A 20283-nucleotide genomic window follows, 5' to 3' on the forward strand; every position below is an offset into this window, starting at 1 on the left:
AATGCGTCCTATCATAGAAACCATTAACTCAATTATCGGCGGGCAAAGCGGCTCACCTCAGTATCAGGAACTGATTAAAAAGGCCTACCAAGATCCTGAGGTGCAGAATTTTTTGCGTCAGCACCGCGCTGAATTGTCTGATGAGCAGATCAAGCGGGGCGGGTCAAAACTTTATGAGTTCTACCATGAAAAGATGCTGCTCCAAAATCATCAGACCAGCATTGCTCCAGGCTATACCCCTCAGCTGGTCGTTAGCGCCGGCCGAATCGACGTCGTCTATGTACCGACAGCTCAGCTTAAGGCACAGCAGCAGGCTGCCGAGTTAAGACAGCGCGTGACGACCGTGCGAATGCCTAAATTTATTCGTCAGGCCGATTTTAAGCATGTAATTCGTGATAATGACGATCGCGTCAATGCTCTGCAGGCAGCGATGAGCTTTGTAGGGAGTTATCAACCAGGCCAGTTTCAACCCGGAATGTATCTCTCTGGGAACTTTGGGGTTGGCAAGACCTACCTATTAGGCGCTACTGCCAATGCTTTGGCTGAACGCGGTATTATCTCAACTATGGTGCATTTTCCAAGCTTTGCCGTTGAGATGAAAGGCGCAATCAAGGATGGTACGGTTGATGAACGGCGGGATGCCATCAAAAAAGCACCGATTTTGATGCTGGACGATATTGGTGCCGATTCAATGTCGGCATGGGTTCGTGACGATGTCTTGGGCGTAATTTTGGAATACCGAATGCAAGAAGAGCTGCCAACGTTTTTTAGTTCCAACTTCACCATGCAGCAGCTGGAAGACCAGCATTTGGCCATTGATGCGCAAGGCGCGCGTGAGCCTTTGAAAGCCAAGCGGATCATGCAGCGGATTCGTTTCTTGTCGCGTGAGTATTATATTGAAGGCGAAAACATGCGGGCTGGGAATTAAATTGCTGCTTGACATTGTTAAAGTGGTTTAGTATATTAGTATCTGTTGAAAGAAAAAGCAGAAGCACCCGCTTCTCGCCTTGGTGACCAGAGTTGCCGGGCTGACGAGTTTAAATGACCGTTGACATTCCTTTGTCAATGGAGTTTAGCGGGGTGCAGTATGCATTCCGCTTTTTTTGCTTGATCTTTCTGCTAGTAAAATTGGAGGTGTGTTGCCATAGCTCAAGGAATGATTGTCAATGACGGTATTCGTGCACGGGAAGTTCGTCTGATCGACCAAAATGGTGAACAACTGGGCATCAAGTCCAAACGTGAAGCTTTGCAGCTGGCTGAGGAGGCCGGTCTTGATCTGGTGCTGGTTGCGCCCAAGGCCCGTCCTGCAGTCGCACGGATTATGGACTACGGGAAGTACCGTTTTGAGATGCAAAAGAAAGAACGGGAAGCCCGCAAGAATCAAAAGACGGTCACGGTTAAGGAAATCCGCCTGAGTCCTTCGATCGATACCAACGACTTCAACGTTAAGCTGAAGCGTGTACGGACGTTTATCGAAAAGGGCGACAAGGTGCGAGTTTCAATTCGTTTCCGTGGTCGGGCAATTACCCATAAGGATATCGGACGTGACATGATTGAAAAGATGGCCGAAGAAACTAAGGACATCGCAACGGTTGTGCAACGGCCAAAGATGGAAGGGCGCAGCATGTTCTTAACGCTGGCCCCTGCTGCTGATAAGGCAAAAAAATAATTATTAAGAAGGTAGGAAATAGTTATGCCAAAGATGAAGACTAATCGCGCTGCTGCTAAGCGTTTCAAGCGTACTGCCAAGGGTGGCTTCAAGAGTGCCCAAGCTTTCACCAGCCACCGTTTCCACGGTAAGACGAAGAAGCAACGTCGTCAACTGCGTGGCCTTTCCATGATGGACAAGTCCAACGTAAAACGTTACAAGAAGATGCTTCCTGCCAAGTAATCAGGGCATTTTACGATTAAATAATTTTTAAACAATCTAGGAGGATACCACTATGCGAGTTAAGGGTGGAACTGTTACGCGCGCACGTCGTAAGCGCATCATGAAGTTGGCTAAGGGTTACACTGGTTCCAAGCACCGTCTGTTCAAGACTGCTAAGGACCAAGTTATGAAGAGCGGTCTGTACGCATTCCGTGACCGCAAGGCTAACAAGCGCAACTTCCGTGAATTGTGGATTGCCCGGATTAACGCGGGTGCCCGTCAAAACGGTATCAGCTACAGCAAGCTGATGCATGGTTTGAAGCTGGCTAACATCGACATGAACCGTAAGATGCTGGCTGACTTGGCTGTTAACGACGCTGAAGCCTTTAAGGCCGTAGTTGACGAAGCTAAGAAGGCCCTCAACTAATTTGCGTTTAATACATTGATAAGGTTGGAGCAGTTAATGTTCTGACCTTATTTTTTTACCGCTGCCTTTGGATGGCACGTTAATTGAACCCTTACCGGTTAGTCGGTATAATTAAAATTAGAAATTTTTTACGAGGTGGAAAATGCTCGAAATGTTTAAACCGACTTGGATGGTTGAACGCGCTTATGAGATCTCACCAGCGGCTCTCAAGCGTCAAGGTATCCGAGCCGTCTTCAGTGATTTGGACAATACGTTGATTGCCTGGAACAATCCAAACGGGACGCCTGAACTGCGGGCCTGGATGGAGGAACTGCATCAGGCAGGAATTCCATTGATCGTTGTCTCTAATAACAGTCGGGCGCGAATCGGCAAGGCGGTTCAAAAGCTGGATCTGCCATACGTTGCGCGGTCGCTTAAGCCGCTTAGCTTTGGCATTACAAGGGCACGTAAGAAGCTGGGCCTGGCAACGTCTGAGGTCGTAATGGTTGGTGATCAGCTGCTGACCGACGTGGCTGCTGCCAATCATGCTCATATTCGCAGTATCTTGGTTAAGCCGCTGATTGAGACCGATAAGTGGGTGACGCGGCCAAATCGTTTTATGGAAAAATTCGTTATGCAGGATTTGCAAAAACAGTATCCAGATATGGACTGGCAGGAGGAACTTAAATAGATGACAGAAATGCATGATGAAGAATTGCGCTGCATTGGCTGTGGCGCGATAATTCAGACAACGGATCCGGATGGCTTGGGATATACGCCCAATTCAGCACTGAAAAAAGGACTGGAAACAGGTGAGCTTTACTGTCAGCGCTGCTTTAGACTGCGTCATTACAACGAGATCGCGCCAGTCTCTTTGACTGATGATGATTTTTTGCGTCTGTTAAATCATATTCGTGATGCACACGCCCTAATCGTTTATGTCGTGGACATCTTTGACTTTAATGGCAGTCTGATTCCGGGACTGCACCGCTTTGTGGGTAATGACAATCCAGTCCTGCTGGTTGGAAATAAAGAAGACGTACTGCCTCGTTCGCTGCGCCGGCGCAAATTGACGGACTGGCTGCGGCAACAGGCTAATCTGGCTGGTTTGCGGCCAATCGATACGCTGCTTGTCTCGGCCAAAAAGAACCATCAGATTGATCAGCTGCTGGCTGAGATTGAAAAGCATCGTGCCGATCGTGACGTCTATGTAGTTGGGGTAACCAACGTCGGCAAGTCGACCTTGATCAATGCCATCATCAAGCAGCAGACAGGAGTTCAAGACCTGATCACGACTTCGCGTTTTCCTGGCACGACGCTGGATAAGATTGAGATTCCGCTGGATGATGGTCATAAGCTGGTTGACACGCCAGGGATCATTCATCAAGAACAGATGGCGCATGTCTTATCGGCTAAGGACTTGAAAATCGTGGCCCCACAAAAGGAAATCAAGCCAAGGACCTTCCAGCTTAATGATTCACAGACGATCTTTTTAGGCGGCGTGGCTCGTTTTGATTACGTCAAGGGACCGCATGCCGGCATCGTGGCCTATTTTGAAAACAGTCTGCCGCTGCACCGAACCAAACTGGTCAATGCGGATGAATTTTATGCAAAACACTGTGGCGATTTACTGACGCCGCCAACCAGTGATGAAATGGCAGACTTTCCGCCGCTTGAACGGCATGAGTTTGCCATTAAGGAAAAAAGCGACCTGGTCTTTGAGGGCTTGGGCTGGATCACGGTACCGGCTGGCACGACGGTAGCCGGCTGGGCGCCTAAAGGAGTCGATGTCTTGGTACGTCGCGCAATGATCTGATTTAATTACAGAAAGGAAAATAATCTATGAATCTTCGCGGAAAGCAGAAGCGTTTTTTGCGTGCACAGGCTAACCATCTCCAGCCATTGTTTGCAGTCGGTAAGAATGGTCTAACCCAGGCTTGGCTCGCGCAATTGGATGGTGCTTTGGACAAGCGTGAGCTGATCAAGGTCAGCATTTTGCAGAATGCCGATGAAACGACTGGCGATGTCAAAGAGTTCATCGAACAAAACAGTGATATCCAGGTCGTCCAAGAGATCGGCCGGGTGCTGGTTTTGTTTAAGGTATCAAGCAATCCCAAGCTGCGGGAACTCTCACAGCGTGTTGAACGCATCTAGAAACGAGGTGTGATTCTTGCAGCAGGCTAAAGCAACGATCGCTATCCCTAAGCCGCAAGTTCAGCGTACCAGCTTTCAGCATCGCAAGCGAATCGGCATTTATGGCGGTACCTTTAATCCTGTGCATAATGCTCATTTACTGGCAGCGGATCAAGTTGGCAAAACGCTCCTATTGAACAAGGTGCTTTTCATGCCTGATATGATTCCACCGCATGTTGATCATAAAGAGGCCATTGATGCTGAAGACCGCGTCAATATGCTGCAGCTGGCAATTGAGGATAATCCTTTGTTTGGTATTGAAATGGCTGAAATTGAGCGAGGCGGCATCAGCTATACCTATGATACGATGAAATATCTGAAAGAAAAGCACCCCGATACCGATTATTACTTCATTATTGGTGGCGATATGGTGGACTATCTGCCAAAATGGCACGAGATCGATAAGTTGGTTAAATTGGTAAACTTTGTCGGTGTACGGCGTCCTGGAGCGCAAAATGACTCGCAGTATCCGGTGATCTGGGTTGATGTACCAGGCGTCGACTTCAGCTCAACCGATATTCGCGATCGGATCAAGCAGGGCCGTTCGATCCGCTATATGGTTCCCGATAAGGTTGCCGAATATATTAAGGAGCATCAGCTATATCATGAATGATGAATTGATTTATCAAGAGCATTTGATTCCAATGACGCGCCAAGAGCTGATTAAGCATCTGCGGGCCGCCTTGCGTGATAAGCGTTTTGAGCATGTGCTGCGTGTTGAGAAAACCGCAATTGAATTGGCAAAACAATATGGCGTTGATGTAGAAGCGGCCAGCATTGCCGGACTTTGTCATGATTATGCCAAGCAGCGTGCTGATGAGGACTTTATCAAGGTAATCAAAGCCAAGAAGCTGGATCCCGATCTATTAAACTATGGCAACGCGATCTGGCATGGTTTTGTCGGTGCTGAGATGGTTAAAGACGAACTGGGCGTGCATGATGAAGATATTTTGAATGCCATTCGCTTCCATACAACGGGGGCAGCCTATATGACCAAGCTGGCACAGATCATCTATATGGCAGATTACATTGAACCAGGTCGTGACTTTCCGGTCGTTAAAAAAGCACGCAAGCTTACCAGGCAGGATCTGGGAGCTGGCGTTGCCTATCAGACCAAGCATACGCTGCTTTACCTGATCAAAAACAACGCCCCGATTCATCCACAGACTCTGGCAACCTTTAATGCATGGGTGCCGCAATATGGAAAGGAAATTGATTAATGGACAGCAAAGAATTACTAAAAATGGCCGTACAGGCAGCTGATGGTCGGCGTGCCGAAGACATTACGGCCTTAAAAGTCGATGCGATTACGCCAATGGCTGATTATTTCGTTATTATGACCGGGGGATCCAATCGTCAGGTCCAAGCCATTGCCAACGCGATTATCGAAGCCGCGCATGAAAACGGCGTCGATATTAAGAGCGTCGAAGGCAAGCAGGAAGCACAGTGGGTCTTGATTGATCTTGGCGATGTGGTTGTACACGTCTTTCGTGAAGAAACGCGTCATTACTATAATCTGGAAAAGCTTTGGTCCGACGCGCCGCTGGTTGACTTGAGCGAATGGGTTAAAGAATAGTCATGATCTACGGAACGTTTGCCCAGCTGTACGATGAATTGTTTGAAAGCGATATGTATCAGCAATGGCGTGAATTTGTCGAGAGCCGGCTGCCAAAAAGCGCGCAGACGATTTTGGACGTTGCTGGGGGCGCGGGACGACTGGGCGTTTTATTGGCACAAGATGGCTATCAAGTCGTGGACTTTGATTTTTCAGAAGAGATGCTGAGTCTGGCCTTTAAGCATGCCCAAGAAGCGCAGGTGCCAATGACGCTGGTACAAGGCGATATGCGCGATCTGAACGGCCTGGGACAGTATGATGCGATTACCTGTTTTGCCGACTCGCTTTGCTATCTGGATGATTTTAACGATGTCCAGGCAACGCTTAAGCAGATGGCGGCGCATTTAAAAGATGATGGCTGGCTGCTGTTTGACGTCATTACGCCGTATCAGACCGATGAAATCTACCCTGGCTATATGTACAACTATGAAGATTCTGATGAGCAGCGGGCGTTTTTATGGCGCAGCTATGCCGATGATGACGTTGAGCATGGCGTGATCCATGAATTAACCTTTTTTAACCGCCTGCCCGATGATCACTACCAGCGGCTGCATGAAACGCATTTTGAGCGAGCCTATGAGTTAAAGGAATGGCGAGAGGCGCTTTTAAAGGCTGGCTTTAATCAGATTGAGGTTAAAGCTGATTTTGGCAGTCAAGCGATTGACGAAAAAACAACGCGCTGGTTCTTTATTTGTCGAAAGCAGGTGGATTAATGCATGCCGTGGGGTTGGTAACCGAGTATAATCCTTTTCATAACGGTCATCGCTATCACCTTAGCCAAGCGCGGGAGCTAACCCATGCTGAGGTTGTCGTTGCCGTAATGAGTGGCAATTTTACGCAGCGCGGCGAACCAACGCTGCTTGATAAATGGCAGCGCGCACAGGCGGCACTGACCAACGGCGTCGACCTGGTCGTTGAACTGCCAATCTTTATGGCCGTACAGCCAGCCCATCATTTTGCGGCCGGAGCCTTGGAACTGTTAGCAGCCTTAGGAGTTGATGACGTGGTCTTTGGCGCTGAACATCCAAAATGGGATTTTAAACAGCTGGTAGCCGCGGAGCAAAACTTTACGGCTAGCGGCTTTAGTCAGTACAACGCGACTTTTGCCACGCAGTTCAATGAACAGCTGAAAGATCAGACCGGTTTGTCATTGACTGACCCTAACGATATCCTGTCATTTGGCTATTATAAGGCACAGATCAATGAACAACTGCCGCTTCGTCTCCACCCGATTCAGCGGCGTGGCAGTCAGTACCATGATGAGCGTATTGAGGGAAAGATTGCCAGTGCCAGTGCGATTCGGCAGGCTGTTTTAGAGCATGGCGATTTTAAGCAGGCAGTTCCCGTCCAGACGGCCCAGCAGCTGCAAAAGCTTCAGCAAGTGCCAAGCTGGGACGCAATGTACCCGATGTTGCGCAATCAGCTGATTCAATCCCCCGTCGAGCAGCTGGTCCAGATCTATCAGATGGCAGAAGGGCTGGAATACCGCATGAAAGACGCGGCTCAGCGTAATCTGAGCTTTGCTGGCTTTATGAAGGCAGTCAAAACAAAGCGCTATACCTATGCGCATCTGTTAAGAGTCTATCTGTATACGATCCTGCAGCTTACCGAGTCGCAGGTGAGTGATCATCTTAAACGGCCCTATCTGCATGTTTTGGGCTTTAATGAACGCGGCAGAGACTATCTGCATTCGATTAAGAAGCAGGTTGAATTACCACTTTTAACCAAGATTGATCAAAATCTGCGTGACGATCTGCTCAATCTTGACTATCGCGCAGGTAAGCTTTACCAGACTTTTACGCCGGTTGAGCAGGATTTAAAGCATGCGCCGGTGATTGTTAAGGGTGTCAAGGAATAAACATTGACAAGCAAACTTGGGACTAGTATAATAACGCTTGTTGCATTAGGAGGTTAGTACCGTGAAATGGACGTTGGCTGAACTTCATCGCTATCATGATGAGCCGCTGCATATTCAAAGTACTTTTGATCTAAACGCATCACTGACAGAACGGTTCCCTAATCAAGTCCTTAACTGTCAGCCTGTTGAGGTTGACGGCTACGTGGTCTATGATCAGGGTGATGCTACTTTAAGCGTCAACGTTAAGACAACGCTGACCGTACCATCCAGCCGTTCGCTGAAACCGGTCGAATTGCCATTGGATTTTGCTTTTGCTGAAACCTATGTCAATGATGAGACGCATGCTGGTCGCTATGAAGACGATGACTTGGTTTTCGTCTTGCCTGATCCGCATGATACGATTGATTTTGACAATGTTTTGGCGGAAAATATCATTGAGCAGATTCCAATGCAGGTATTGTCCGAAGATGAAAAAAACAGCTCGCAGATGCCAAATGGCAAGGGCTGGGAAGTCATTGCCGAGGACAATATCAATCAGGCACCGGATAAGGAACATGTTGATCCACGTTTCGCTAAGCTAAAAAACTTATTTCCTGATCAGGATAACCAAAATTAGCGAACGGTTAAAAACCACTAGTGGATAGATTATTTGAAGGAGGTGTCACACATGGCTGTACCAGCACGGAAGACATCCAAGACGCGTAAGCGCAATCGTCGTGGTCACATCAAGCTGACTGTGCCTGGCTTGGCTCCATGTCCAAACTGTGGTGAACTGCGCAAGTCACACATGGTTTGCCCAAGCTGTGGTTACTACAACGGCAAGCAAGCTGTTGAAAACAACTAATCACGTCGATTTTATTCGATTAAAGACCTTTCTCGAGGCGCCGGACCTGGGAAGGTCTTTTTTTATGTAAAGATTGAAAAAATTTTAATTTTAACACAGTTTAATTAATCTCAAAGGTAGGGTAGATTAATTTTCTGTGATAAAATTGGTGTGGTTATTATGTGGGAGTAAGACCCACCAATTTAAACGAGGAGCGTTTTAATATGAGTCGGATTTTAATTATTGAAGATGAAGAAAACCTGGCACGATTCGTAGAACTAGAATTAAAGCATGAAGGATACGAAACCGATGTTGAGCTGGATGGCCGCGCCGGACTGGATGCTGCCTTAAATCAAGACTTTGACGTAATTCTGCTTGATTTGATGCTGCCAGAACTGAACGGGATTGAAGTTGCCCGTCGCGTGCGGGAAGTCAAGGACACGCCAATTATCATCATGACAGCGCGCGATTCAGTTATTGACCGGGTTTCTGGCCTGGATCATGGTGCCGATGACTATATCGTCAAGCCATTTGCCATCGAAGAGCTGCTGGCCCGCGTACGGGCACTGCTGCGTCGAATCAGCATTGAAGGCGGTAATGCCAAGAGTCATCAGACAACGGTTACGTATAAGGACCTGACGATTGAAAAGGAAAATCGCGTCGTTCGTCGTGGCGATGAGATCATCAACCTTACCAAGCGTGAATATGAACTGCTTTTAATCCTGATGGAAAACATCAATGTCGTCATGTCGCGTAAGGAACTGCTCAGCAAGGTCTGGGGATATGACTCCAAGGTTGAGACCAACGTTGTGGATGTCTATATCCGTTATCTGCGTAATAAGATCGACCGCCCTGGCGAAAAGAGCTACATTCAAACCGTGCGGGGTACTGGCTACGTAATTCGTTCCTAGTCGATAAAGAAGGGTCTTTATGAGCGAAAAGCAATCAAAATCATCTCGCTTCGTTTCGCTCAAGGTAAAGTGGGCCATTGGTACGGCCATCGGATCTTTAATCATTTCAATGATCGTGGTGATTTCGCTGTTCAGTGCCTTCACGCAAAACCTACTACAGCAAGAACGCAGCGAGCTTAATCATAATATGTCCGTCGTGGTGCGTCAGCTGGGGAATGCTGGCGAAAGTTCTCTGACCAAGGGCAAGGTGCGGTCGATTTTTGAGCATGAGACCAATCTCAGCAGCACGACCGAATTTTATCGTCAGCCTTTGGTTCAGGGCTTAAGCAATTCACGAGTGACGGTTACCGTGATGAACAGTAATGGGAAAAAGATTTTCCAAACTGCCAAGGCCACGCTGCCGCTTAAAACGTCCAAACAAGCTAAAACCGAAATGGTCAAAGGCGGCCATCATCAAATCATGGTTGGCCGCGAGCCGATCCTATCGCATGACGGCACGATCATTGGCTATGTTCAGGTCGAAAATGATCTCAAGCAGTACTATCAAGTCTTTAAACGCTTGATCTTGATTTCGGTGCTGGCCCTTTGTCTGGTCGTGATTGCCAGCGGCCTGCTGGGCTATTTCCTGTCTTATTACTGGCTGAGTCCATTAAACGATATTCATGATACCTTGACGGTGGTACGAGATGATCCAACCAGCGATGCGCGCGTGCCAAAAGACGTTACTGAATTAAATGACGAGCTGGGCGAATTATCGCGCATGTTTAATCAAATGCTTGATCAGACTCAGCGCTATATTGATCAGCAGACGCAATTTGTCAGTGACGTTTCACACGAGCTCAGAACGCCGGTTGCCATTATTCAAGGACACATGGAAATGCTGCAGCGCTGGGGCAAGGATGATCCCCAGGTCTTGGATGAGTCAATTGCCGCTGCCTTAAAAGAAACGACACGGATGAACAGTCTGATCAAAGAAATGCTTGATCTGACTCGTGCCGAACAAGTTGACGTTAAGTTTCACGATGCCGTCACTGAGGTTAAAGACGTGGTTGAACAGGTCTTTAACAATTTCAAGATGCTGTACCCTGACTACGTTTTCCGTTTTGATGACGATCTGCATGAAGACGTTCCAGTACACATCTATCGTGACCATCTTGAACAGATTCTGATCATCTTGTTTGACAATGCCGTGAAATATTCTAAGGATCGCAGGGAAGTTCATCTCTCCTTATCGCGCAACCTGAATTCCGTTGAAATCGGCGTCCAGGACTTTGGCGAGGGGATTCCGCAAGAAGACGTGCTGCATGTCTTTGACCGTTTCTATCGTGTTGATAAGGCTCGCAGTCGCAAAAAAGGCGGCAACGGTCTGGGACTGGCAATTGCCAAGCGGCTGGTAGAAGGCTATCATGGTCATATTGCCGTTGAAAGTACGGTCGGCTCTGGATCGCTGTTTCGGATTACTTTACCGATCGTGAAGGAAAAACCGATTGAAAAAGACAAATAAGCGCAGTATTTAGCTGACGTAAATAAAAACCTCGTTTCAAATGCTGAAGCGAGGTTTTTATATTTAGGCTGATTTAGTCAGATTTGCTTTTCTTTGGGCGTCTTCCATCAGTTTGAGCCGGTGATCCTGCTGATGAACCAGGAAAAAGCCAACCAGCGTGATCAAAAGCTCCGTTACTGGTACGGCAGCCCAAACGCCATTAATGCCGAACAGCCAACCCATTAGGATGATGGCCGGCAGCAAGACAACGTAGCCTCTTAAAAGTGATAGTGAAAACGAAAGCGTAGCGCAGTTAATGGCGGTCAGGAAAATAATCATCAACAGATTGATCGCTGAAAATAAAGTGCTGGTAAAGTAGATCGGCATTCCCGCCATGGCATAGCGAGTCAGCTGCAGAGAATGATCATGATTGAACAGCGTAATGATCGGATGACGGAACACAACCAGGGCGACAAATGCCAAAACTGCAATTGCCGCTGTAATCTTTATACCATGTCTTAAAGCCAGCCGGACGTTGCGAAAATGCCGCGTCCCATATTCGCGACTGGCCAGCGGCTGAACCCCTAAAGCGACCCCATTAGCGATTGCAACGGTGACGATGGCAATGTTTGAGATCACGCCATAAGCTGCCACGGCGTAGTTGCCGCTGAGCTTTAGCAAAACCATGTTGAAGACATAGATTGAAACGCCGGTGCTCAATTCGTTTAAGCATGCTGAAACGCCAAGCTTGGCAGCCGTTTTAAGCGTTTTAAGTCTTGGCCAGACCCAGTGCCATTCCAGCTGCCGATATGGAAAACGCTTATGAAAAGAAAGCACGATCAGACTGGTTGCTGGCGAAACGACTGCTGCCAAGGCGGCCCCCTCAATCTGGAGATGCAGGCCAAAAATAAAGAACCAGTCAAAGATGATAACGACAAAACTTTCAATCAGAGCAGCACGCATGGTTAAACCAGGGTGATTGTCATTGCGGATGAAATTAACGGAAATGTAGTTGGCCATAGTAACCGGCGCGTCAATTGACATCAGCCGCAGATACTTGATTGCCATGCCCATGGTCTGATCATTGGCCCCCAGAATCGTTGCCAGCGGCCGTGTAAACAGATTGATTAAAATGATGACTGCGGTCCCCAGCAAAACGGCAAAAATAACCAGTTCACTGTAAAGCGTCTTAACGCGTTCCGGATGGTCAATCTTGTTCAATGAAAAATAGGCAGCGCCGCCCACGCCTAAAAGCAGGCCGGTACAGCTGAAAAGACTATAGATGGGCAGCGCCAGATTTAAGACGGTCAAGCCCATTGCTCCGGCAGCCATTGAGATAAAAAGCGTATCAATCAGAATATAGATTGAAAGGCCGACCGAAGCGGTAACGTTGCGGACGATGTAGTTGTTTAACTCGCCGATGATCGATTCATGATGTTTCAATTTTCACCACCCCTTTGCTTTAGGATCGCTGATTAGACAAACCTTGCTCATATTATAAAATAAAAACCAGTCAGCGTAATGGTTAAGCTGCATCAGATCAAAAAGAAAAAGCCGATTCGTCTCAAAAAAGAATCGTTGAGATAAATCGGCTCTGATGATTTAGATGATAATGCCATTGCAATGATCGAGCTCATGCTGGACGGCCTCGGCAGCAAAACCAGTTAATGAAAGCGACTGTTTTTGCCAGTTAAGATCAAAATATTCAACGACGATCTGCTGGTAGCGAGTTGCTGGGCGCTGACCATTAAGACTGAGGCAGCCTTCCTTGGTCTGGTAAGGCTCTTTTTTGCTCGTCAGTTTTGGATTCAGCATGGCTACGCTGACTGGTCCCAAAGATACGGCAATTACCGCAACTGGCGCGCCGATCATATTGGCTGCCATCCCAACACAATCCGCGGAATTGGCCGCGAGCGTCTCTAAAAGGTCTTTAGCTAAAGGGATGTCTTGTTTGGTGGCAGGGCGAGCTTTTTGGGCTAGAATCTGCAGGTTGCGACAGATTGGCTTGATCATAATTACGAGCTTCCTTTCTAATGATTTTGGTCTGGATTTATAAAAAGCACCGGGTCATGATCAGACCGCGATGCTTTAGAATCAATTACTTGGATGAATGATGGTGCTGCTTGCCGGCATTGCGACGCCGATTCTTATTGGCAGTCGGCTTGGTTTTGGCCGGGGACTTTTTGAGCTGTTCGATCGTATCAGTCGTCGGCTTGGTGGCAGCTGGCTGGGCTGGAATCGGGTCTGGCATCTTAACTGGGTGATCCTTCATTTCTTGTTTGATGTTTTCACGCAGCTTTGGTCGCCAGGCATTTACCAGCCAGGTCTGCAGAATGGCAAACAGGGCGCTGACCACAAAATACAGTCCCAATCCGGCAGAAGAAGACCAGGCAATAAACAGGATCATAACGGGGCTCATCAGCATCGCGGCGCCCATCTGCTTGCGCTGTTCTTTAGGTACGCCGATCATGGAAAGCCACCCCTGGACCATGTAGGCCAAAAACGCCAGAATTGCCAAAATTGCGCTTGGCTTCCCTAAAGGCATTCCCATGAACGTAGCATGATAAAGATCTGGCGAGTAGCGGATGGCTGCATACAGGGCAGCAAAGATTGGCAGCTGAATTAATAATGGCAGGCAGCCGATTCCGCCAGTCATCGAGATGTTGTTGTCACGATAGAGCTGCATCATCTGTTGGCTGACCGCGGCTTGTTCCTGTGGCGTCTTGGCGTCTTTTTGCCGCTGCTGCAGCTCACGCAGTTGCGGCTGCACCATTGCCATTTTTTCCTGCATCAGCGTTGATTTTTTCATTTGGCTCATCATGACCGGCAAAAGAATCAAGCGGACGATCACAACGATCACGACGATTGCCCAGCCATAGTTGTTTCCCATGTGCTGAGCCAGCCAAGTCATCAGGTGCTGCATGGGTTTGGCCATGTAGTTGTAGACCCAGCCGATTGGATGTCCATGCTTGTCAGTACGTACGCAGCCGCTTAAGATCAGCAGCATGGCGCTTAAAAGCGTGGCCACGGTGAGACGTTTTTTCTTCATTTTAAATAGCTCATTCCTTTGACTTCAATAAATTTAACATTTTGTATCTTACCTTAAAAAGAGCTTAAAATCTAGCAACTTCAACAAGATCACTGCATTTTAAAGTCCTGCCAGTCGCTTTCAATGGCGCGTGGCTCGATCTGCATGCCGGCAACTTTGGCATATGGGTTGGGACCAGCCTGAACTTCTTTGACAAACATTTTGACCGCTGCAGCTGGACCTTGGACGTCGATCGTCACGCTGCCGTCCCATTCATTTTTGACTTGGCCGACCAGACCGTGTTGTAAAGCCAGTTCGTGAGTAGACCAGCGGAAACCAACGCCTTGGACGCGGCCAGTAACGACAATATGATAATTAAGCATAAAAACCCCTCCCATAAGCGGTTGACGATTATCAAGGATCATTAGGATAATGGTATAATTAAGTTAACGATAAACTGAGGTGAAAAATTAGACTATGAAAGAATTAACTTCAATTCACAATCAACGCGTCAAAAACTGGAAAAAGCTGCAGACGCGCAAGTACCGTCGGCAAACCGGCCAATACATGCTGGATGGCTGGCATCTGGTTCAAGAAGCCATTCAAAGCGGACTGACGATTCATGAGCTGATCGGCACCAAGGCAGCGCTGGCTGAACATAGTGATATTGTATCACGGGTCAACGCGGTCTATCAGGTCACGCCTGAAATCATGCGTCATATTACAGAGACGATTACGCCCCAAGGGATCGTGGCAATCGTTGACATGCCGAATCTCAAGCGCAAGCCAGCTTTACCATTAAAGGGGGCCTGGCTGCTGCTGGATCGGGTGCAGGACCCGGGTAACGTAGGAACGATGGTCAGAACTGCTGATGCGGCCGGGTTTGCGGGAGTAGTTGCTGGCGATCGGACCGCTGACTTCTACAGCCCGAAAGTCGTCCGTTCCATGCAGGGCAGCCAGTTCCACCTGCAGCTGTTTGAAGGCGATCTAAACAAGTGGATTGCCGATTTTAAACAGCAGCAGTCGCCAGTCTATGGCACGCAGCTTAATCCAGCCGCCAAGAATTTCCGCGATGTGCATCCTGGGACTGATTTTGCCTTGATTATGGGCAACGAGGGTCAAGGAATGAGCGATGAGCTTTTAAAGCAGACGACGGATAATCTGTATATTCCAATGCGTGGTCAGGCAGAGTCACTCAACGTCGCAGTTTCAGCCGGCATCTTAATGTTTCAGCTGAATGCCCAAAACTAAATCCTCAGTTGTCGTCAATCCTGCTGAGTTGCTTACTATTAATACTTACATTTTATAAGAGCTTATTAATTTATTTTTAATGGCAAATCATGTATGATATTGACAAATAAAGGAAGGGGCCAGTTACTATGAAAACCGAAAACGAATGGCGTCAAGACCCAGAATATGTATCCTTGGTCAAAGATCTGCTGGAACAGCCGGCCGTTAAAAGGCTTGCGCACTATAAGCAGCATCATCATTCCAATCGCCTGCAGCATTCGATTGCCGTTTCTTTCGACAGCTACAAGCTGGCAAAGAAAATGCATCTGGACTACAAGAGTACTGCTCGCGCCGGACTCTTGCATGATCTGTTTTATTATGACTGGCGAACTACCAAATTCAATCTGGGATCGCATGCCTTTATTCATCCACGGGTTGCTTTGCGCAATGCCGAAAAGATTACACATCTGAACAAAAAAGAACGTGACATTATCTTAAAGCATATGTTTGGTGCTACGATGGCCGTGCCGCGTTATATGGAGAGTCTGATCGTGTCAATGGTCGACAACTACGAGGCCGAGCATGAATTCTTCGGCCCATTGCGCAAAAAACTGGAGCAGCAAAAAAAGGTTGTGGATTGGCATGTGACTCCTTCCAAAAACAGTAAAAAGATTTAGTTTTGAAGAGGGGAAGATTACATGGATCAAGTAAAGGTCAAACAAGATGATTTTACGCTGTGTCCAAAGTTCACTGAAACGTTTGCCATGCTGGGCAAAAAATGGAACGGACTGATCATTGAAGTCTTGCTGCATGAACATACACAGCGTTTCAAGGATCTGGCCGCGCACGTTGATAAATGCAGCGATCGGGTGCTTTGCGAGCGTTTAAAGGAGCTGGAAGAAGACGGGATTGTTTCACGCAATACCTATCCTGGCGAGAGTCGGGTCGATTATTCGCTGACTGAACGAGGTCGTGATCTGGCGCCAGTTATGGAGGCCGTGCACGAATGGAGCAATCAGTGGTGCGGCAAAGACTAAAATTAGGACTTGACCGCGTTGCCATGATTGCCTAAAATAGCCTTATATTTAACTAAAACGACTTTGATGGAAATTAGTAGCTGAACCGACGGCACCTAGGGAGAAATGATCATCGACTGCAAGTCATTTCTGCTTTCATCAGTGAATTTCACTTCCGGAGTCGGTACCTTGTATCCCGGTTGACGACCGTTATCAAGTCATTTGAGCGTATGACATTGTCATAAACCAGGGTGGTACCGCGAACAACTCGTCCCTCGATTCGTCGAAGGACGAGTTTTTTTGTGGCCACGCTAAGGAGGAAAATTGATGGGTTTAAGAGAAAAACTTGAAGAATTGCGTCAACAAGGTCTCAATGAAATTGCAAACAGTGATGACCTAAAGAACGTCAACGATATCCGGGTCAAGCTGCTGGGCAAAAAGGGGCCAATCACCAACGTTTTACGCGGCATGCGTGATCTGAGCGCTGAAGAACGGCCAAAAGTCGGTAAGTTTGCCAATGAGGTTCGCGATGAGCTGCAGCAGGCTTTAGAAGACAAAAAGTCCAGTCTGGAACAGGCATTGATGAATGCTAAGCTGCAAAGCGAGTCAATTGACGTGACCTTGCCGGGAACCCCGGTTGCACAAGGCCAGCCACACGTGATTCAGCAGATCATTGATCAATTGGTTGATCTGTTCATCGGGATGGGTTATGAAGTCGCAGTCGGCGATGAAGTTGAACAAGAAGAATACAACTTTGAAAAGCTGAACCTGCCCAAGGATCACCCGGCCCGCGACATGCAGGATACTTTCTACATCACGCCATCAGTTCTGATGCGGACGCAGACTTCGCCAATGCAGGCGCGGATGATGGAAACACACGACTTTTCTAAGGGACCGCTGAAGATGATCTCGCCAGGCAAGGTCTACCGGCGCGATACTGATGATGCCACGCACAGTCATCAGTTCCACCAAGTAGAAGGACTGGTTGTCGGTGAGCACGTAACGATGGCTGATTTGAAAGGGACGCTGGAAGTAGTTGCCCAAAACCTGTTTGGCGATCAGCTGAAGGTTCGCTTGCGACCAAGCTACTTCCCATTTACCGAGCCGAGCGTTGAAGCCGACGTTACCTGCTTCAACTGTCTGGGCAAGGGCTGTGCAATCTGTAAGGGCAATGGCTGGATTGAAGTCTTGGGTGCCGGGATGGTTCATCCAAACGTCTTGAAGATGTCAGGCGTTGATCCTGACGTATATGGCGGCTTTGCCTTTGGACTGGGGCCGGACCGTTTTGCCATGATTAAATACGGTGTTGAAGACATTCGTGATTTCTACCAAAACGACATGCGCTTCTTGACGCAATTTGATCAGAAAGGATAATTTCAATGAAAGTTTCATACCAATGGTTAAATGAATATCTGCCGCTTGAAAAGAACCAGATTGAACCCAGCGCGCTGGCTGAAAAACTGGCTCTGACCTCGGTTGACATTAATGAGGTCTACTCGCCAAGCGATGGCCTGAGCAATATCGTCGTGGGCCAGATCGAATCGGTCACGCCGCATCCAGACTCTGATCATCTCAATCTGTGCCAGGTCAAGATCAGCGAAGGAGCGGTCGTTCAAATTGTCTGTGGTGCACCCAATGTCAGTCAGGCAGCCGGTAAGAAGGTTATCGTTGCCTTAGCTGGTGCCAAGCTTAAAGACGGCACCAAGATCAAGCGCGGCAAGATTCGTGGCGAAGAATCAAACGGCATGCTGTGTGCGCTGCAGGAAATCGGCTTTAGTGACAAAATTGCACCAAAGGCTTATGAAGAAGGCATCTGGTTCTTGCCAGACGATGCCAAGGTAGGCGATGCCGTCTTTGGCTACCTGGGAATGGATGACACGATCATTGATACCGATCTGACGCCTAACCGGGGCGATATGCTGAGTATGTATGGCAATGTCAATGATCTGAGCGCGATTTATGATCTGCCGAATAATTTCGTTTCACATGACGTTAAGGAAAACGGTACGCAAAAAGCTGCTGACATGCTGAAGATTACGATCCCTGATCCACAGATTGCACCAGCCTACAAAGCCCGGGTCATCAAGAACGTTAAGCTGGGCGAGAGTCCAATGTGGCTGCAGATTCGCCTGTGGAATGCGGGCATTCGGCCAATCAACAATATCGTGGACGTTACCAACTATATCCTGCTCAAGTATGGTCAGCCAATGCACAGCTATGACTATGATCGGCTGCCAGCGCATGAGCTCAGCGTTCGCCATGCGCATGAGGGCGAAAAGTTCGTAACGCTTGATGAGGCTGAACAAACGCTGCAAAAAGAAGACATCGTGGTAACCTCAAACGACGAGCCAGTCTGCCTGGCCGGAACGATGGGGGGACTGAATACGGCAGTCAGCGATCAGACGCAAAACGTGGTCTTAGAAGCGGCTATCTTTGACTCAGTCATGGTTCGCAAGCAGGCTCGACGCTTAGATCTGCACAGTGAAAGCTCAATGCGTTTTGAACGAGGCATCAATCCAGAAACCGTGGAAACGGCACTGAACGAAGCAGCTTACTGGCTTCAGCAATTGGCTGACGGTGAAGTTGAACAGGGGATCGTTACTGGCAGTGAAAAACCGGTTGAATCCACGCCGATTACGATGTCTGTAAACAAGGTCAACGCCGTTTTGGGTACGGAGCTGAAGCTTGAGCAGATTGAAAACATCTTTGATCGCTTGAAGTTTGCCTACACGCAGTCAGGTGATGATGCACTGGTCGTTAATGTTCCGGCCCGGCGCTGGGATATCAGCATTGCAGCCGATTTAAACGAAGAAATCGCGCGGCTGTATGGTTATGAAAACATTCCATCAACTTTACCAACTATGACGCGGACGCTGGGTGGCTTAAATCCACGCCAAAAATTCTTGAAAGCTACGCGCCAATCTTTGCAAAGCATGGGGCTCAACCAAGCTATCAGCTACTCATTGATGAATGAAAAGCAGGCTCAGCAGTTTACGATTGATCCAGCCGTTACGCCAATGCAGCTGGACTATCCAATGAGCTCTGATCACACGACGGCTCGTGAAAGCATTATTAGTGGTCTTTTGGTTGACGTAGCCTACAATACGACTCGCCAGGTTGAAGACATCGCGCTTTACGAACAAGGTCGCGTCTTTATTCCTAAAGGCGATGAGCGTCCTGAAGAACAAGAGCACGTTGCTGGGGCCATGGCCGGCAGTCTGTTGGCTGACAGCTGGCATCTTGAGAAGCGTCCGGTTGACTTCTACCAGATCAAGGGAATTGTAGAACGCTACTTACACAACATGGCAATTGCTGGTACGATCGAATACGTAGCCGACAGCACGCGCAAGGAGATGCATCCAGGACGGACCGCCAATATTCTGCTTAATGGCAAGCTGATTGGTTTTATCGGTCAGATTCACCCACAATTTGCTAAGGACTTAAAGATTCCAGCTACCTATGTCTTTGAACTGAACTTGGAAACATTGATGGCGGCTGAAAAACTGCCAAAACAGTACCTGCACATCAGCAAGTACCCAGCCGTAACGCGTGACATTGCCCTGTTGGTTGATGAGGACGTAACCAATGAAGAAGTTGTTGATCTGATCTATCAAAAGGGTGGTCAATATCTCAAGGACGTGCATCTGTTTGACGTTTACACGGGCGCCAAGCTGCCAGCTGGCAAAAAGTCGCTGGCCTACACGCTGACCTATCAGGCTGACGACACGACGCTGACTGAAGATCAGGTTAACGATGCCTTTGCTCGAGTAGAAAAACATCTGCAAGACGTCTTGAATGCTGAGATTCGTTAATTTATGACTGATTAGGGAACGTCAAAACTGGCGGTCCC

At 48.1% G+C, this 20283-nt stretch carries 25 protein-coding genes and 1 other annotated feature; of the genes, 21 read left to right on the forward strand and 4 right to left on the reverse strand.

Annotated elements, in window-relative coordinates; all coding sequences use genetic code 11:
• Position 1: 1 nt before the first annotated feature.
• The 16 genes from dnaI to FC47_RS03840 all read left to right on the forward strand — a co-directional run bounded on the left by dnaI (position 2) and on the right by FC47_RS03840 (position 11180).
• On the forward strand, positions 2-928 hold the full coding sequence (gene dnaI / locus FC47_RS03765; protein ID WP_006500064.1) for a primosomal protein DnaI: 927 nt from the start codon (positions 2-4) through the stop codon (positions 926-928).
• A 49-nt stretch (positions 929-977) separates the two neighbouring features.
• Positions 978-1112, forward strand: a sequence feature (ribosomal protein L20 leader region).
• Between the two features lie 44 nt (positions 1113-1156).
• The gene (gene infC, locus FC47_RS03770; RefSeq protein ID WP_006500063.1) at positions 1157-1669 is read left to right on the forward strand and encodes a translation initiation factor IF-3; all 513 of its coding nucleotides are present in this window, start codon (positions 1157-1159) and stop codon (positions 1667-1669) included.
• Positions 1670-1693: 24 nt separating this feature from the next.
• Positions 1694-1891 (forward strand): 50S ribosomal protein L35, encoded by a 198-nt coding sequence (gene rpmI / locus FC47_RS03775; RefSeq protein WP_033935301.1) that lies wholly within the window; start codon positions 1694-1696, stop codon positions 1889-1891.
• 52 nt (positions 1892-1943) lie between these two features.
• Complete coding sequence (rplT, locus tag FC47_RS03780; protein WP_006500061.1) at positions 1944-2297, forward strand: 50S ribosomal protein L20; 354 nt, start codon at positions 1944-1946, stop codon at positions 2295-2297.
• A 142-nt stretch (positions 2298-2439) separates the two neighbouring features.
• Entirely contained in the window at positions 2440-2967 is a 528-nt protein-coding gene (locus tag FC47_RS03785) for a YqeG family HAD IIIA-type phosphatase (protein ID WP_033935300.1), read from the forward strand.
• Positions 2968-4092, forward strand: a complete 1125-nt coding sequence (yqeH, locus tag FC47_RS03790) for a ribosome biogenesis GTPase YqeH (RefSeq protein ID WP_039945837.1) — start codon at positions 2968-2970, stop codon at positions 4090-4092.
• Between the two features lie 26 nt (positions 4093-4118).
• Positions 4119-4430, forward strand: a complete 312-nt coding sequence (gene yhbY, locus FC47_RS03795) for a ribosome assembly RNA-binding protein YhbY (protein WP_006500058.1) — start codon at positions 4119-4121, stop codon at positions 4428-4430.
• Between the two features lie 37 nt (positions 4431-4467).
• Complete coding sequence (locus tag FC47_RS03800; RefSeq protein WP_045025495.1) at positions 4468-5082, forward strand: nicotinate-nucleotide adenylyltransferase; 615 nt, start codon at positions 4468-4470, stop codon at positions 5080-5082.
• Complete coding sequence (yqeK, locus tag FC47_RS03805; protein ID WP_056967972.1) at positions 5075-5689, forward strand: bis(5'-nucleosyl)-tetraphosphatase (symmetrical) YqeK; 615 nt, start codon at positions 5075-5077, stop codon at positions 5687-5689. The genes FC47_RS03800 and yqeK overlap by 8 nt, the downstream gene beginning before the upstream one ends.
• Entirely contained in the window at positions 5689-6045 is a 357-nt protein-coding gene (rsfS, locus tag FC47_RS03810) for a ribosome silencing factor (RefSeq protein ID WP_033935297.1), read from the forward strand. Before yqeK ends, rsfS begins: the two co-directional genes overlap by 1 nt.
• A gap of 2 nt (positions 6046-6047) precedes the next feature.
• On the forward strand, positions 6048-6797 hold the full coding sequence (locus FC47_RS03815) for a class I SAM-dependent methyltransferase (RefSeq protein WP_056967974.1): 750 nt from the start codon (positions 6048-6050) through the stop codon (positions 6795-6797).
• On the forward strand, positions 6797-7942 hold the full coding sequence (locus FC47_RS03820) for a nucleotidyltransferase (RefSeq protein WP_056967976.1): 1146 nt from the start codon (positions 6797-6799) through the stop codon (positions 7940-7942). Before FC47_RS03815 ends, FC47_RS03820 begins: the two co-directional genes overlap by 1 nt.
• Positions 7943-8003: 61 nt before the next feature.
• Positions 8004-8558: a YceD family protein gene (locus FC47_RS03825; protein ID WP_006500052.1), complete on the forward strand. Its 555-nt coding sequence runs from the start codon at positions 8004-8006 to the stop codon at positions 8556-8558.
• 51 nt (positions 8559-8609) lie between these two features.
• Positions 8610-8786 carry a 50S ribosomal protein L32 gene (gene rpmF, locus FC47_RS03830; RefSeq protein WP_006500051.1) on the forward strand — a complete coding sequence of 59 codons (177 nt, stop codon included), beginning with the start codon at positions 8610-8612 and terminating at the stop codon, positions 8784-8786.
• A 203-nt stretch (positions 8787-8989) separates the two neighbouring features.
• A complete protein-coding gene (locus FC47_RS03835) occupies positions 8990-9676 on the forward strand; it encodes a response regulator transcription factor (protein WP_006499995.1) in 687 nt (228 codons plus the stop codon).
• Between the two features lie 19 nt (positions 9677-9695).
• The gene (locus FC47_RS03840) at positions 9696-11180 is read left to right on the forward strand and encodes a HAMP domain-containing sensor histidine kinase (RefSeq protein ID WP_056967978.1); all 1485 of its coding nucleotides are present in this window, start codon (positions 9696-9698) and stop codon (positions 11178-11180) included.
• A 63-nt stretch (positions 11181-11243) separates the two neighbouring features.
• On the opposite strand, the gene FC47_RS03845 is transcribed toward FC47_RS03840, so the two are convergent.
• From FC47_RS03845 to FC47_RS03860, 4 genes are all read right to left on the reverse strand, one after another.
• Entirely contained in the window at positions 11244-12602 is a 1359-nt protein-coding gene (locus FC47_RS03845; protein WP_006499993.1) for an MATE family efflux transporter, read from the reverse strand.
• Positions 12603-12761: 159 nt separating this feature from the next.
• Positions 12762-13172, reverse strand: coding sequence for a peptide deformylase (locus FC47_RS03850; RefSeq protein ID WP_006499992.1), 411 nt, complete (start codon positions 13170-13172; stop codon positions 12762-12764).
• 85 nt (positions 13173-13257) lie between these two features.
• On the reverse strand, positions 13258-14208 hold the full coding sequence (gene yidC, locus FC47_RS03855) for a membrane protein insertase YidC (RefSeq protein ID WP_056967980.1): 951 nt from the start codon (positions 14206-14208) through the stop codon (positions 13258-13260).
• An 89-nt stretch (positions 14209-14297) separates the two neighbouring features.
• Complete coding sequence (locus FC47_RS03860; protein WP_056967982.1) at positions 14298-14570, reverse strand: acylphosphatase; 273 nt, start codon at positions 14568-14570, stop codon at positions 14298-14300.
• Positions 14571-14664: 94 nt separating this feature from the next.
• On the opposite strand from FC47_RS03860, the gene FC47_RS03865 reads away from it, so the two are divergent.
• The 5 genes from FC47_RS03865 (at position 14665) to pheT (ending at position 20245) form a co-directional block, all read left to right on the forward strand.
• Complete coding sequence (locus FC47_RS03865) at positions 14665-15438, forward strand: TrmH family RNA methyltransferase (RefSeq protein ID WP_006499989.1); 774 nt, start codon at positions 14665-14667, stop codon at positions 15436-15438.
• Positions 15439-15566: 128 nt separating this feature from the next.
• Positions 15567-16094: an HD domain-containing protein gene (locus FC47_RS03870; RefSeq protein ID WP_056967984.1), complete on the forward strand. Its 528-nt coding sequence runs from the start codon at positions 15567-15569 to the stop codon at positions 16092-16094.
• Between the two features lie 21 nt (positions 16095-16115).
• On the forward strand, positions 16116-16454 hold the full coding sequence (locus FC47_RS03875; RefSeq protein ID WP_006499987.1) for a winged helix-turn-helix transcriptional regulator: 339 nt from the start codon (positions 16116-16118) through the stop codon (positions 16452-16454).
• Between the two features lie 306 nt (positions 16455-16760).
• Positions 16761-17807, forward strand: a complete 1047-nt coding sequence (pheS, locus tag FC47_RS03880) for a phenylalanine--tRNA ligase subunit alpha (protein WP_006499986.1) — start codon at positions 16761-16763, stop codon at positions 17805-17807.
• A 5-nt stretch (positions 17808-17812) separates the two neighbouring features.
• On the forward strand, positions 17813-20245 hold the full coding sequence (gene pheT, locus FC47_RS03885) for a phenylalanine--tRNA ligase subunit beta (protein WP_056967986.1): 2433 nt from the start codon (positions 17813-17815) through the stop codon (positions 20243-20245).
• Positions 20246-20283 lie beyond the last annotated feature (38 nt).

This window comes from Limosilactobacillus mucosae DSM 13345, assembly GCF_001436025.1.
Taxonomy (GTDB): domain Bacteria; phylum Bacillota; class Bacilli; order Lactobacillales; family Lactobacillaceae; genus Limosilactobacillus; species Limosilactobacillus mucosae.

Excerpts from the sequence above, each read along its gene's own strand:
- dnaI (WP_006500064.1), top strand. The coding sequence starts at position 2 with ATGCGTCCTATCATAGAAACCATTAACTCAATTATCGGCGGGCAAAGC.
- infC (WP_006500063.1), top strand. The coding sequence starts at position 1,157 with ATGATTGTCAATGACGGTATTCGTGCACGGGAAGTTCGTCTGATCGAC.
- rpmI (WP_033935301.1), top strand. The coding sequence starts at position 1,694 with ATGCCAAAGATGAAGACTAATCGCGCTGCTGCTAAGCGTTTCAAGCGT.
- rplT (WP_006500061.1), top strand. The coding sequence starts at position 1,944 with ATGCGAGTTAAGGGTGGAACTGTTACGCGCGCACGTCGTAAGCGCATC.
- FC47_RS03785 (WP_033935300.1), top strand. The coding sequence starts at position 2,440 with ATGCTCGAAATGTTTAAACCGACTTGGATGGTTGAACGCGCTTATGAG.
- yqeH (WP_039945837.1), top strand. The coding sequence starts at position 2,968 with ATGACAGAAATGCATGATGAAGAATTGCGCTGCATTGGCTGTGGCGCG.
- yhbY (WP_006500058.1), top strand. The coding sequence starts at position 4,119 with ATGAATCTTCGCGGAAAGCAGAAGCGTTTTTTGCGTGCACAGGCTAAC.
- yqeK (WP_056967972.1), top strand. The coding sequence starts at position 5,075 with ATGAATGATGAATTGATTTATCAAGAGCATTTGATTCCAATGACGCGC.
- rsfS (WP_033935297.1), top strand. The coding sequence starts at position 5,689 with ATGGACAGCAAAGAATTACTAAAAATGGCCGTACAGGCAGCTGATGGT.
- FC47_RS03815 (WP_056967974.1), top strand. The coding sequence starts at position 6,048 with ATGATCTACGGAACGTTTGCCCAGCTGTACGATGAATTGTTTGAAAGC.
- FC47_RS03820 (WP_056967976.1), top strand. The coding sequence starts at position 6,797 with ATGCATGCCGTGGGGTTGGTAACCGAGTATAATCCTTTTCATAACGGT.
- rpmF (WP_006500051.1), top strand. The coding sequence starts at position 8,610 with ATGGCTGTACCAGCACGGAAGACATCCAAGACGCGTAAGCGCAATCGT.
- FC47_RS03835 (WP_006499995.1), top strand. The coding sequence starts at position 8,990 with ATGAGTCGGATTTTAATTATTGAAGATGAAGAAAACCTGGCACGATTC.
- FC47_RS03840 (WP_056967978.1), top strand. The coding sequence starts at position 9,696 with ATGAGCGAAAAGCAATCAAAATCATCTCGCTTCGTTTCGCTCAAGGTA.
- FC47_RS03850 (WP_006499992.1), bottom strand. The coding sequence starts at position 13,172 with ATGATCAAGCCAATCTGTCGCAACCTGCAGATTCTAGCCCAAAAAGCT.
- yidC (WP_056967980.1), bottom strand. The coding sequence starts at position 14,208 with ATGAAGAAAAAACGTCTCACCGTGGCCACGCTTTTAAGCGCCATGCTG.
- FC47_RS03860 (WP_056967982.1), bottom strand. The coding sequence starts at position 14,570 with ATGCTTAATTATCATATTGTCGTTACTGGCCGCGTCCAAGGCGTTGGT.
- FC47_RS03865 (WP_006499989.1), top strand. The coding sequence starts at position 14,665 with ATGAAAGAATTAACTTCAATTCACAATCAACGCGTCAAAAACTGGAAA.
- FC47_RS03870 (WP_056967984.1), top strand. The coding sequence starts at position 15,567 with ATGAAAACCGAAAACGAATGGCGTCAAGACCCAGAATATGTATCCTTG.
- FC47_RS03875 (WP_006499987.1), top strand. The coding sequence starts at position 16,116 with ATGGATCAAGTAAAGGTCAAACAAGATGATTTTACGCTGTGTCCAAAG.
- pheS (WP_006499986.1), top strand. The coding sequence starts at position 16,761 with ATGGGTTTAAGAGAAAAACTTGAAGAATTGCGTCAACAAGGTCTCAAT.
- pheT (WP_056967986.1), top strand. The coding sequence starts at position 17,813 with ATGAAAGTTTCATACCAATGGTTAAATGAATATCTGCCGCTTGAAAAG.